The organism is Parvibaculum sedimenti, from assembly GCF_009184905.1.
In the GTDB taxonomy this organism is placed as follows: domain Bacteria; phylum Pseudomonadota; class Alphaproteobacteria; order Parvibaculales; family Parvibaculaceae; genus Parvibaculum; species Parvibaculum sedimenti.
This window is the reverse complement of sequence record NZ_WESC01000003.1, coordinates 83,237-95,940: the sequence shown is the minus strand read 5'-3', so window position 1 is coordinate 95,940 and position 12,704 is coordinate 83,237. Positions and strand designations below refer to the sequence as shown.

Genomic DNA, 12,704 nt, shown 5'->3' with positions numbered 1-12,704 from the left:
CATGCGCGTGCTCGTCATATCGCTCCTGATGCTCGTCTTTGCCGGCGCGGCCTATGCGGTCGACCCGGGCGAGCAGTTGAAGGACCCGGTGCTCGAGGGGCGCGCGAGAGAGATATCAAAGGAACTTCGCTGTCTCGTCTGCCAGAACCAGTCGATCGACGATTCCAATGCAGATCTCGCAAAGGATCTGCGCCGAATCGTCCGTGAACGCATCGTCGCAGGCGATACCGACCAGCAGGTGCTTGATTATATCGTCGCTCGCTATGGCGATTTCGTGCTGCTGAAGCCGCCTTTTGAGCCGGCCACCTGGCTGCTTTGGTTCGGCCCCTTCCTCGCGCTTCTGGTGGGGGCGGGCATTGCCTGGTCGGTCATCCGACGTGGACGGGAGGGCGTGGCGCCTGCGCTCAACGCCGAGGAAAAGGCCAGACTCGAAAAATTGCTCGACCGCTCGGAATAGGCCGTTTCCCGCCGCTGAAAAGCCGGAATCCGGGCCCAGTTTTTTCACGCACATGCCTGCAGGCGATATTTACCGCCATTATTATTCATTACCAATATGTAATGATGTTGACATGAATTGGTAATGTCTAATGCCCGAATGTCGGAGGGCAGGGATGTGCCTCGATTTCGACAATTGCGAGAAGCGGTTCAAGACCAGTTCAAGGCCGAAAGATCGAGACAACAGAGCCGCCCCGGGCGGTAGTCACAGCCACAGGAGTTCACGATATGACGAACAGCGCTCCCCAACGCGGCCATCAGACGCGTAAAACCGCGCGTAAAGCCACGGCGCTTGCGACCGCCTGCGCCATTGGCATTGGTGGCTGGGGACTGGGGGCATGGGGAACGTCTCCCGCCTTCGCCCAGACCGCTCCGCTTAACGCGCCTTCTCAGCAGCGCACCGAACTCTCCACCCTGCCGAGCTTCGCCGATCTCGTCGAGAAGGTGTCGCCCGCGGTGGTCAGCATCAAGGTCGTGGAGGAAGAGACGGCCACCGATGCGGCCGTGCCCGATATTCCGCTGCCCCCCGGAAGCCCGTTTGAGAAGTTCTTCAAGCAGCTCCAGCCCAAGGGCCCGGATGGCAAGCCGCTGAAGCGCAAGGCGATGGCCCAGGGCTCGGGCTTCTTCATCACTGCCGATGGCTATGTCGTGACCAATAATCACGTCGTGCAGAACGGCAAGGAAATCACGGTCGTCTTCAACGACAGCACCGAGCTGCCGGCGAAGCTCGTCGGCCGCGATCAGAAGACGGACCTCGCGCTGCTCAAGATCAAAACGTCGAAGCCCGTGCCCTATGTGGCTTTCGGCGACTCGGACAAGCTGCGCGTCGGCGACTGGGTGCTCGCGGTCGGCAATCCCTTCGGCCTCGGCGGCACTGTGACAAGCGGCATCGTGTCGGCGCGCGGCCGCGAAATTGGCGCAGGCCCGTATGACGATTTCCTCCAGATCGACGCCTCGATCAATCGCGGCAATTCCGGCGGCCCTACCTTCGACATTCACGGCAATGTCGTCGGCGTGAATACGGCAATCTACTCGCCCACCGGCGGCAGCGTTGGCATCGGCTTTGCGATCCCCTCCAACATCGCGGCCCGCGTCATCGAACAGCTTCGCGACAACGGCAAAGTGACCCGCGGCTGGCTCGGTGTCAGCATTCAGCCGGTCGACCCGGACCTCGCGGCATCTCTCTCCCTCGACAAGCCGAAGGGCGCTCTCGTCGCGGAAGTCACGCCCGCAAGCCCTGCCGCCAAGGCAGGCATTCAGCCCGGCGATGTCATCACCGCGGTCAACGGCAAGGACATGGGCGATGTGCGCGATGTGAGCCGCTCGGTCGCGGATCTGAAGCCCGGCACCAATGCCAATGTCGTTCTGTGGCGCGATGGCAAGGAGAAGGCGATCAAGGTTGCGATCGCGGTTTTCCCCGAGAAGCTCGAAACTGCCTCGGCCGAGGACAATGCTCCGGCAGCGGAGGATGCGACGCAGAGCCTCGGTCTGGCGTTGACGAAGAGCGATGAGGGTGTCGTCGTGCAGAGCGTCGACCCGAACAGCGAAGCGGCCGAAAAGGGCATTCAGGCGGGCGACATCATCGTCAAGATTTCCGGCAAGGAAGTGAAGACGCCGGCAGATGTCGTCGAAGGAGTGAAGCAGGCGAAGAAGGCGAGCAAGCAGTCCGTTCTCCTTCTCCTGCGTAGCCAGGATCAGCAGCGCTTCGTCGCGTTGGCGATCAACAAGGCTTGATGAAACGGTTCCCGGCGCCGGGTTTGTCCGGCGCCGGAACTTCACATATGTGCGATTGAGGCGTGACCTCCATGCGGATTCTCGTCATTGAAGACGATCTCGAAGCGGCGGCCTATCTGGTTAGGGGCTTGCGCGAAAGCGGACATATCGTCGACCATGCTGGCGACGGCGAAGAAGGGCTGACGCTCGGCCTTTCGAGCCCTTATGACGTGATGATCGTCGACCGCATGCTGCCGAAGCGCGACGGGCTCAGCGTCGTGACCACGCTTCGCGCGGAAGGGGTCACCACGCCGGTGCTCATCCTCTCCGCGCTTGGAGAGGTCGACGACCGCATCATGGGCCTTAAGGCAGGTGGCGACGACTATCTGACGAAGCCCTATGCCTTCGCCGAGCTGCTCGCCCGCATCGAGGTGCTGGTGCGTCGCTCCAATCCGGATCAGGTGCGCACAAGGCTTCAGGTGAGTGACCTCGAGGTCGATCTTCTCGCCCGCAAGGTCGTGCGCGCAGGGCAGGAAATCGACTTGCAGCCGCGCGAATTTCGCCTACTCGAATATCTGATGAAACATGCGGGGCAGGTCGTCACCCGCACCATGCTGCTCGAAAATGTCTGGGAATATCACTTCGATCCGCAGACCAATGTGATCGATGTGCATATCTCGCGGCTTCGCGCCAAGATCGACAAGAACTTCAAGCAGCCCTTGCTGCATACGGTTCGGGGAGCTGGTTATTCGCTACGCGCGGCTGATTAATCTCCTCAAGACCTCGACCTTCCGGCTCGCGGTCCTCTACCTTGCGCTTTTCGCCGCTTCCGCGATCACGCTGCTGGCCTACGTCTATTGGAATACGGCGGGCTTTCTCGTGCGCCAGACGGACGAGGCGGTGCAGGCAGAGATCACGGGCCTTGCCGAGCAATATGCGCAGGGCGGGCTGCCGCTCCTCGTCCACACGGTCATCCAGCGCTCGCGCGATCCTGGGCAAGGGCTTTATCTCGTCACCGGCCCGAACGGACAGGTGCTTGCGGGCAATCTTGATGTTCGCCCGACGGCGGCGCCCGGGCCGGACGGTTGGATGGATTTCTTTTACAACCGCAAGGTGGTCGATCGCGTCGAGGTAAAGGCCGCGCGTGCCCGCGCCTTCGTTCTGCCGGAAGGCTTCTTTCTGCTCGTCGGTCGTGATGTGCAGGAGCGGCGCATCATAGAAAGTCTCATCACCAATGCGCTGTTCTGGGCCATCGGCCTTACTGCGGCGCTTGGCCTTGCCGGTGGCCTGGTCATGAGCCGTAACATGCTGGCTCGCGTCGACGCTATCAACCGGATCAGCAGCGGCATCATGCGCGGCGATCTCTCGCAGCGCCTTCCCATCGCTGGCACGGGCGACGAACTCGACCAGCTCGCGCGCAACCTCAACGCCATGCTCGATCAGATCGAAGCACTGATGACCGGCATGCGTCAGGTCACCGACAATGTGGCGCATGATCTCCGAAGCCCGCTCAACCGCCTGCGCAGCCGTCTTGAGGTGACGCTGCTCAAGGATGCGTCGCCTGAGGAATATCGTCAGGCATTGGAGCGGACGATCGTAGAGGCGGACAATCTGCTCACGACCTTCAATGCGCTTTTGATGATTGCGAGAGCGGAAGCCGGATCACTGCGCGAGTCGATGAATGTGATTGATCCTGCGGCAATCGTCGCCGACGCGACCGAACTCTACGAGCCGCTTGCCGAGGAAAGCGGGTTACGGCTCGAAGTCGAGGTGCAGACGGGGCTGGCGGTCAACGGCAATCGCGAGCTTCTGTCGCAGGCGGTCATCAATCTTCTCGACAATGCGATCAAGCATGGGCGACCGCAGGCCGAAGGAGTCGAGCCTCTCATTGCTGTGTCGGTGAAGCCCGATGCCGTGGGGCGTGTGCTCATCAGCGTGGCCGATCATGGGGCAGGAATACCGCAAGAAGAACGCGCCCACGTTCTGGAACGTTTCGTGCGATTGGAATCCAGCCGCAATACGCCAGGCAGCGGCCTGGGCCTCAGCCTGGTCGCTGCGGTTGTACGGCTTCACGGCGGACAACTTGCGCTCGACGACAACAATCCGGGCCTCCGCGCGACCATTTCGCTTCCTCCCGTTGCGCTTTGAATTCTGTTAGTCTTCCACGGTTTTTCGAGGGGAGACGAATTTGAGCGCGGATGTGAGGGCTTTGCGGGAACGTGCGGCGCGGGCGCCGCGTCCATATGATGCGGAACGTGCGGCAAGCGCGATGCAGGATATGGAGGCGAGCCTTGCCTCGATCGGGGATGAGGTCACACGCCGCCGCATGGAGGGCCTTCTCGCCGATGCCGAGACGCGGCGGCTTCTCGATGGCATCTTCGGTAACTCCCCGTTTCTCACGCGCATCCTTCGCGTTCATCCCGACTGGCTGCCGAGGCTCGTCGACGAGCCGCCGGTGGCGACGCTCGACGCGCTGATCGCGAGGACGCTGGCGGCGGCCGCTTCGCCCACACAAGCAGATCTCATGCGCGAGCTGCGTCTCGCCAAGTCCGAGGCAGCGATCCTCATCGCGCTTGCCGACATCACGTCCGCGTGGAATCTCGAAGAAGTGACGGCGGCGCTCACAACCTTCGCGGATGCGGCGGTGCAAGCGGCTGTGGAATGGCTGTTGAAGGATGCGGCGCGACGCGGGCAGGTCTTGCGCGCCGTTGACGAGACGACACAGGCGGGCAGCGGCCTCGCCATTCTCGGCATGGGCAAATATGGCTCGCGCGAACTCAACTATTCGAGCGACATCGACATCGTCGTGTTTTACGAGCCGGGGCAACTGCCGCTGAAGGATGGTGTGGAGGAGGGGCCCTTCTACGTCCGCCTGACGCAGGCGCTCGTGAAGACCCTGCAGGAGCGTACCGAGCACGGCTATGTGTTCCGCACCGATTTGAGACTTCGCCCCGATCCCGGCGGCACACCCGTAGCCGTGTCGCTTCCAGCCGCCGAGCATTATTACGAGAGCCGGGGACAGAACTGGGAGCGCGCCGCCTTCATCAAGGCGCGCGCCGTCGCGGGCGATCCGCAGGCGGGCGCGCTCTTCCTCAAGATGCTGACGCCTTACATCTGGCGCAAGAATCTCGACTTTGCTGCCATTGACGATATTCATTCGATGAAGCGGCAGATCCACGCCGTCGGCGGACACGGCACGATTGCGGTTGCCGGGCATAATGTGAAACTCGGACGTGGCGGCATTCGCGAGATCGAATTCTTTGTCCAGACGCAGCAATTGATCGCGGGTGGTCGCGACAGGGATCTTCGCGGTCAACAGACCTGCTCGATGCTCGACGAGCTGGCGCGCAAGAACTGGATCGCGCCGGAAGCGGCCGACGAACTCAAGACAGCCTATCGTTTTCTCCGTACGCTCGAGCATCGACTCCAGATGATCGCGGACGAGCAGACGCATACGCTGCCCGCAACCGATGAAGGGCTCGATCACGTCGCCTGCTTTCTGGGTTTCGATAGCCGCGCCGAATTCGCGGAAGTCCTGGTTGGCCATCTGCGCTGCGTGCAGGGTCATTATGCGAAGCTCTTCGAAACGGCGCCGCCGCTAGCGGAGGAAAGCGGAAGCCTCGTCTTCACCGGGACAGAGGATGATCCTGAAACGCTCGAAACCCTGCGCAATATCGGCTTCACGCAAGTCTCGGAAATGTCAGCCACCATCCGCGCCTGGCACACGGGTCGCTTTGCTGCCACGCGCTCTCCGCGTTCGCGTGAGCTACTGACGGCGCTCATGCCGGCGCTGCTGCGCGCGCTTTCCCGGACATCGCAGCCTGACACGGCCTTCAATCGTTTCGACCAGTTCCTGACGAAGCTACCTGCCGGTGTTCAGCTTTTCTCGATGCTCTATTCCAATCCGAGCCTGCTCGATCTCATCGCCGATATTTGCGGCACGGCGCCGAGGCTTGCGAATTATCTGGCGCAGAACTCTGCCGTTCTGGAATCGGTGGTCGATCCGAATTTCTTCAAGATGCGGCCCGACCGCGAGACGCTGCGCAAGAGTCTCGCTCAGACGCTCGAACATGCGCGGGACTATCAGGATGTGCTCGACTTCACCCGCGTATGGGCGCGCGAGCATCGCTTCCGGCTCGGCGTGCGCGTGCTCGCGGGCAATGCCGATGCGGAAGAGGCCGGGCCTTCCTATGCGGCGATAGCGGGCGAGCTTGTCGCGGCGCTGGCGCCCATCGCCGAGGAAAAAGTCGCCGAGCGCGCGGGCCACGTGCCGGGCGGCAGCTTTGCCGTCGTCTCCATGGGCAAGCTCGGCAGCGAGGAGATGAGCGCGGCCTCCGATCTCGATCTCATCATGCTCTATGATGTCGCCGATGCGGAAATGACGTCCGACGGCGCGCGGCCGATGTTTGCCTCGCAATATTACGCTCGCGTCTGTCAGCAGCTCATCAGCGCGCTCACCGCGCCGACAAGTGAAGGCAAGCTTTATGAAGTCGATATGCGGCTGCGGCCGTCCGGGAATTCCGGACCGGTGGCGACCCATATTCAGAGCTTTGTTGAATATCAGAAGAGCGAAGCCTGGACATGGGAACACATGGCGCTGACGCGGGCGCGCGTTCTTGCAGGGCCAGACGCGCTGAAGCTCCGCGTCGAAGCCGCCATTCGCGAAACGCTGCTGCGTCCGCGCGATCCCGGCAAGACAGCTTTCGATGTGGCCGACATGCGGGCGCGGATCGAGCATGAATATCCGAGCAAGAACCTGTGGGAACTCAAATATGTGCGCGGCGGCCTCGTCGACATCGAGTTCATCTGCCAGTTCCTTCAGCTCGCCCATGCGCATAAGCATCCGGACATTCTGAAGACCCATACGCGCGCGGCCCTGCAAGCCATCGGCGCCGCTGGCGTCGTGAGCTCGGCGGATGCCGATGTTCTTCTCTCGGCCGTCGACCTCACACTCAATCTCACGCAGGCAATCCGCATCTGCGTCGAGGGCGTGTTCAAGCCGGAGGAGGCGACGCCCGGCCTCAAGGCGCTTCTGGCGCGGACGGGCAACGCGCCGGATTTCTCCGCGCTCGAGGCCCAGCTTCGCGAGTCTCAGGCAGAGGTCTACGACGCCTTCGAACGCATCATCGGTTCGGTGGCGTCGTCCTGACGCGTCACGCCGCCCCCAATATTTCATGGCGAAAGTCTTGCACCGTCCCCCTGCCGGCCGGGCGTCGACCGTTAACGCATGGGCTATCCGACCCAGTTATCCGCGAAATGCCTGGATTCTTTTGGTTAATGTCCCTTCCAGTTTCGGCACGGCGGGGGCGACTGCCCTGATTTCGACGTGTCAAAGCGGTACGATCGAAATTGCCGTCCCATCGGGGCGGCGTGGGGCGATTTGGGGTTCGACGCATGGAGCGTCACGACGCGATTATCATCGGAGGAGGGCTCAACGGTCTGACGGCCGCAGCCTACCTTGCGCGCTCCGGCGCGCGCGTCCTGCTGCTCGAACGCAATGCCGCGCTGGGCGGCGCAGATGCCTCCTATGAGATCGTTCCCGGCTTCACCATCCCGCGCTACAGCCTCGGCACCTCGACGCTGCCCGCCCGCATCGTCTCGGAGCTTGATCTCGCGCGACACGGGCTTCGCTTTCTCCGCGTCGATGGCGGCGTCTCACTGCTGGAAGACGGGGGCTACATCGCGTCCTATCGCGACGGCGCGATCCACCGCCGCGAGCTTGCGCGGCATTCGCTGAAAGACGCCGATGGTTGGACGCGCTTTCGCCGCGACATGCTGCGCGGCGCACAGCAGCTCCGGCCATTGCTGGCCGGGGCGACGGGCGATCCCACGCGCCGTTCCTTCTCCACATTGCGCCGCCTGCTCAAGACCGCCTCTCGCTGGGGCGAGAAGGATGTGGGCGAGCTTCACGATCTGACGCGGCTCTGGACGCTGTCCTGTGCGGATTTCCTCGACGACTATTTCCGTTCCGATGCCGTGAAGGCGCGTCTCGCCTCCGATGCGCTTGCGGGGACTTCGCTCGGACCCCGCGCGCCGACGGGCGCGCGCCACCTTCTCGGCGCCTTTATCGACGAAACCGCGGGCGCGAGCGGCGGCGCACCCGCCCGCGTGCTTGCCATCGGCGGACCGGCGGCCATTGCCCGCGCATTGGGTGCTGCCGTCGAAGCTCATGGCGGTATGATCCGCACCGAGGCCGAAGTGACCGACGTTCTGCTGCGCGAGGGCGGCGCGCGCGGCGTCGTGCTCGCGAATGGCGAAGAGATACAAGCCAGCGCCATTCTCTCTGACCTCGATCTGAAGCGGACCTTTCTCGCTCTCTTCCCCTGGTCTGCGCTGCCGGATGGCTTTGTCGAACGGGTGGGGCGCTTCCGCATGCGCGGGGTCAGCGCCAAGATCAATATCGCGCTTGATAGCGCGCCTGAATTTCAGGCCGTGCCTGAAGGGTGCCCGGCGCTCCTCGGTGGCATGCGGCTGGCGACCACGCTCGATAAAATGGATCGCGCCTCCGACGATTGGCGCGACGGCATACCTCCGCGCGCGCCGCTGATCGATATGCTCGTCCCTACGCTCGCCGATCCGACGCTCGCGCCGCATGGACGACATGTGTTGTCGGTTGCCGTGCATTATGTTCCGGAGACGCTGCATGACGGCGTATGGACCGGCGAGCGCCGCGATGAACTCACCGATCTCGTCGTGGAACGCATCGCGGAAGCGAGCCCCGGCATCAGGGATCGCATCGTCGCGCTCGAAACGCTGACGCCGCCCGACATCGAAAGCGAAGTGGGGATCACCGGCGGCGATCTTTCGCATGGTGAGACCACACTCGACCAGATGTTCTTCAACCGGCCGTCCCCTGCGCTTGCAGGATATGAAACACCGATCCGCAATCTCTATCTCTGCTCGCAGAGCGTTCATCCGGGGCCTCTGGGCGTCGGGAATGCGGGCGCCAATGCGGCGGCGCTGGTCGCCTCCTTTCTTGGAAAGCGAGGCTGATCATGCAGCTCGCCGACCGGAGTTTCGATGCCATCGTGATCGGGGGAGGCCATAACGGTCTCGTCGCCGCTGCCTATCTGGCGAAGGCCGGAAAGCGCGTGATCCTGCTCGAGGCGTCGGACCATCTCGGTGGCGCTGTTACGACGGGTGAAATCTCGCCCGACTACATGGTCTCGACCGCGGCGCATCTCGTCGAAGCCATGCCGCGCAGGATCGAGAAGGATTTGAAACTCGCGCGCAACGGGCTGCGCTTCGCCGCGCGCAATGTGTCGACCGTCGCGCTCTCGCGCGACAAGCGCCATTTGACGTTGTCTAGCCGAAGGCAGGACCTCGCGGCACTGAGGCAATGGAACGCGCATGACGCCACCGCGCTGATCGCCTTTTCTGACCGACTGAAGGCCCATGCGGCCGCATTGCGCCCCTTGCTGCTTGCGTCGGCGCCGCGTTCCGGCGGCGCGTCATTGGACGCCAAGGCGGCCTTCCGCAGTCTGGTCTGGCGCGCCCGCCGCCTCGGCCAGCCCTCTCTTGAGGCCCTGCTGCGCACGCTTCCGGGCAGCATAGGCGATCTTGTCGACGATACCTTCGAGATGCCGCTGCTCCGCGCCGCGTTCGCCTTTGACGCCGTGCGTGGAGCGGCCGAAGGGCCATATTCGCCGGGGACCGCACTCAACCTGATCTATCGCCGCGCCTTGCAGCATGAGAGGAAAGGTACTTCGCTACCGCGCGGGGGCATGGGCGCGCTCGTGGAGGCGTTGCGTCGTTCCGCCGAGGGTTTCGGCGTCGCCATCAAGACGGGCACGGCGGCGAAGCGCATCATCATCGAGAATGGCATTGCGAAGGGCGTCGAGACGGAGGCGGGCGATTTCCTTCATGCGCCCGCTATTCTGTCGAGCGTCGACCCACGCGCGACCATGCTGGATCTCGTCGGTCATGCGCATCTCGATGCAGGGCTTGCCTCGCGTCTCGCGCAGGCGAGCCGTCGGGGCGCGACGGCCAAGCTCAATCTGGCGCTGGAGGGTCTGCCCACCATTGCAGGGCTCTCGCCCGCAGAATATGGCGCGCGGCTTCTCGTCCTCCCCTCGCTCAATGAATTCGATCAGGCATTCGCCTCGTTCAAGCGCGGTAAGTTGCCGGACGAATTGGCGATGGAGGTGACGGTGCCGAGTGTCGTTGACGCGACGCTCGCGCCGATCGGCCATCATGTCATGTCGGTCCTCATTCAATATGTGCCATTTGATGTGGCGGGCGGCTGGGCGGCGCAGCGCGACCGGCTGCTCGACCGCGTCATCGGGACGCTTTCTCTCTATGCACCCGACATAAGGGCGCGGATCATCGCCGGCGAAATGCTACTTCCCCCCGACATCGAGGCCAAGTTCGGCCTTGAGGGCGGCGAGTGGCATGGCGGCGAAATGCGCCCCGACCAATTGTTGATGTTCCGTCCCGCGCCGGAGCTGGCGCAATATCGCACGCCGCTCAAGGGGCTTTATCTCTGCGGCGCGGGCAATCATCCGGGCGGAGGCGTTTCAGGTCGGCCCGGTCAGCTTGCCGCTGAACTTGCGCTTTCCGACGGGAGGCGCGCATGAACGGCGAAAGCGACATGGCCCTCGCGGAACAGGTGGAACCTGGCGAGGCGGCTGAGGCACCCGACGCGGCGGAGCATCCAGATCTCGACAGGCTCGAGGCAACGGCCGAGGTCGATCCCGATCTTTTTGCGCATGCGTCCGACGAGCCGCCTTTCGGCCGTCGTGTGCTTACGACTCCATTGCATCTGAGCGTCGCCGCCGAAAGCAGCACCAATCTCTGGACGGACTGGAACGGCTACACAACGCCGGAAATATTGACCTCGCTCGACGATGAATATCGTGTGCTGCGCCACGCGGCGGCGCTTGGCGACATTTCCCCGATCGTGAAGTATCGCATCAGCGGGCGCGACGCGGGGGCCTATCTCGACCGGCTGGTTACCGGCAATGTGATGCAGCTCTCTGTCGATGAGGCCATGCCGGTCGTTTTCTGCGAGGATCGCGGGTTCGTCGTCGGCGATGGCCATCTCTTCCGGCTGGGCGAGGGCGAATATCGTCTGGTCACGGAGGAGACGCATCTCGCCTGGCTTCTCGACAGCGCACTTGGCTTCCAGGTCCGCATCGAGGATGTGAGCGCCACGCTCGCCGCGCTGAGCTTGCAGGGGCCCCATGCGGCGGCGGTTCTCAATGCTGCGGGCTTTTGCGAGATTGAGACGCTGAGGCCCTATGGCGCCCGCTGGTTCGACATTTCCGGCATGCCAGTCTATGCGAGCCGGACGGGCGCTACGGGTGAACTCGGCTATGAGCTCTGGCTCGATCCGGAGGACGCGCCCATGCTCTGGGCACGTCTCTTCGACAAAGGTGCGGAATTCGGCATTGCCGCGACCGGATTTGCCCTGCGGGAACTTGCCCGGATAGAGGTGGGCATTCCGCGCGCGGGATGCGATTACCTCGGTGCTTTCACTGCCGTCGATCCGGCCGATGCCTCGACGCCTTTCGAGCTTGGGCTTGCCTCGCTCGTCGATCTTGATGGCGGCCATTTCACGGGGCGTGAGGCCTTGCGCCGCCTGAAACAGCGGGAACCGCGCCATCTGGTCGTTGCACTGGCGCTGGACTTCCCGGAGCCTATACAGTTCTGCGCCATCGAGCGTGATGGCGGGATTGAGGGGATCGTGACGAGTTCCGGCTTTTCGCAGGCGCTCGGGGTCAATCTTGCCCTCGGTCGGCTCCGCTACGCGGCCAGCGTGGGCGCCCTGGCCGTTGGCGTCGATTTCAGGGAGGGGCTGCGGGTCCGCCGTCTCAAGATTCCAGCCCGGCTCCTCACCGAACCCGCAATTATCTCGCCGCTGCGGCACACTGTGCCGGCGCCGCTTCTTGCCGATTATTAATTCTTATGTTCCATTGAGGGACATTTTTCGGCGACGGAATTGATTTGCGTCAGCGTTTACCAGTGTGAGTGACAGGACGACGTTCCCACCGGTCTCCTTCCCCCTTCGGACCGGAAGTTAACCCGTTACTCCTGGTCGGGAGTGGGCGCATCAACCCTCCCGACCGCCTTTTTTGGAGGAGAATTGCGTTGCGTGGTCTTAGAGCGGAATTGATTGTCGGCGTTGCCGCCATCGCATTGGGCCTACTCCTTCCTTTCGCTGTTCAGGCGGACAACAGTGTCGGGCGCGATGCCGCCCGCGAGGCCCGTTTCAAGGCTGCGGACACCAATGGTGACGGCGCCATCTCTCATGATGAATTCATTGTCGAAGCTCAGAAGCGGGCGGCCGAGCGCGCCGAAATCCGCTTCAAGCGCATCGACACCGATGGCAACGGCAAGGTGACCAAGGCCGAATATGACGCGGCAGCCGCCCGGCGGTATGAGCGTATGAAGGCGCATCGCCAGCCGGGCACCGTGGCCAAACCCGGTGCGACGGCGCCGAAAGCCGAGTAGGATCGGCACGTCCGCAATCATTATGAGCGGTCTGAATTGATGAA

The 12,704-nt window shown here is 63.2% G+C and carries 9 protein-coding genes; all 9 read left to right on the top strand.

Translation table 11 applies throughout. The features are described 5' to 3' along the window. The first annotated feature begins 1 nt into the window (after window position 1). The gene (locus F2P47_RS03970; RefSeq protein WP_152214873.1) at window positions 2–457 is read left to right on the top strand and encodes a cytochrome c-type biogenesis protein; all 456 of its coding nucleotides are present in this window, start codon (window positions 2–4) and stop codon (window positions 455–457) included. A 266-nt stretch (window positions 458–723) separates the two neighbouring features. Then, on the top strand, window positions 724–2,229 hold the full coding sequence (locus tag F2P47_RS03965) for a DegQ family serine endoprotease (RefSeq protein WP_152214872.1): 1,506 nt from the start codon (window positions 724–726) through the stop codon (window positions 2,227–2,229). A 71-nt stretch (window positions 2,230–2,300) separates the two neighbouring features. Continuing rightward, the gene (locus F2P47_RS03960; protein WP_152214871.1) at window positions 2,301–2,978 is read left to right on the top strand and encodes a response regulator transcription factor; all 678 of its coding nucleotides are present in this window, start codon (window positions 2,301–2,303) and stop codon (window positions 2,976–2,978) included. Further along, window positions 2,875–4,356 (top strand): sensor histidine kinase, encoded by a 1,482-nt coding sequence (locus F2P47_RS03955; protein ID WP_152214870.1) that lies wholly within the window; start codon window positions 2,875–2,877, stop codon window positions 4,354–4,356. Before F2P47_RS03960 ends, F2P47_RS03955 begins: the two co-directional genes overlap by 104 nt. Window positions 4,357–4,408: 52 nt before the next feature. Beyond that, window positions 4,409–7,357, top strand: coding sequence for a bifunctional [glutamine synthetase] adenylyltransferase/[glutamine synthetase]-adenylyl-L-tyrosine phosphorylase (locus F2P47_RS03950; RefSeq protein WP_246176738.1), 2,949 nt, complete (start codon window positions 4,409–4,411; stop codon window positions 7,355–7,357). Between the two features lie 245 nt (window positions 7,358–7,602). Then, window positions 7,603–9,201, top strand: a complete 1,599-nt coding sequence (locus tag F2P47_RS03945; RefSeq protein WP_152214868.1) for a phytoene desaturase family protein — start codon at window positions 7,603–7,605, stop codon at window positions 9,199–9,201. Window positions 9,202–9,203: 2 nt separating this feature from the next. Further along, window positions 9,204–10,784, top strand: coding sequence for a phytoene desaturase family protein (locus tag F2P47_RS03940; RefSeq protein WP_152214867.1), 1,581 nt, complete (start codon window positions 9,204–9,206; stop codon window positions 10,782–10,784). Further along, on the top strand, window positions 10,781–12,109 hold the full coding sequence (locus tag F2P47_RS03935; RefSeq protein WP_152214866.1) for an aminomethyl transferase family protein: 1,329 nt from the start codon (window positions 10,781–10,783) through the stop codon (window positions 12,107–12,109). The genes F2P47_RS03940 and F2P47_RS03935 overlap by 4 nt, the downstream gene beginning before the upstream one ends. 188 nt (window positions 12,110–12,297) lie before the next feature. Then, a complete protein-coding gene (locus F2P47_RS03930) occupies window positions 12,298–12,660 on the top strand; it encodes an EF-hand domain-containing protein (protein ID WP_185680935.1) in 363 nt (120 codons plus the stop codon). The last annotated feature ends 44 nt before the right edge of the window (window positions 12,661–12,704 follow it).

What these genes read in the sequence shown, in the direction of transcription:
- F2P47_RS03970 (WP_152214873.1), top strand. Translation starts at nt 2, where the DNA reads ATGCGCGTGCTCGTCATATCGCTCCTGATGCTCGTCTTTGCCGGCGCG.
- F2P47_RS03960 (WP_152214871.1), top strand. Translation starts at nt 2,301, where the DNA reads ATGCGGATTCTCGTCATTGAAGACGATCTCGAAGCGGCGGCCTATCTG.
- F2P47_RS03940 (WP_152214867.1), top strand. Translation starts at nt 9,204, where the DNA reads ATGCAGCTCGCCGACCGGAGTTTCGATGCCATCGTGATCGGGGGAGGC.
- F2P47_RS03955 (WP_152214870.1), top strand. Translation starts at nt 2,875, where the DNA reads ATGTGCATATCTCGCGGCTTCGCGCCAAGATCGACAAGAACTTCAAGC.
- F2P47_RS03935 (WP_152214866.1), top strand. Translation starts at nt 10,781, where the DNA reads ATGAACGGCGAAAGCGACATGGCCCTCGCGGAACAGGTGGAACCTGGC.
- F2P47_RS03965 (WP_152214872.1), top strand. Translation starts at nt 724, where the DNA reads ATGACGAACAGCGCTCCCCAACGCGGCCATCAGACGCGTAAAACCGCG.
- F2P47_RS03945 (WP_152214868.1), top strand. Translation starts at nt 7,603, where the DNA reads ATGGAGCGTCACGACGCGATTATCATCGGAGGAGGGCTCAACGGTCTG.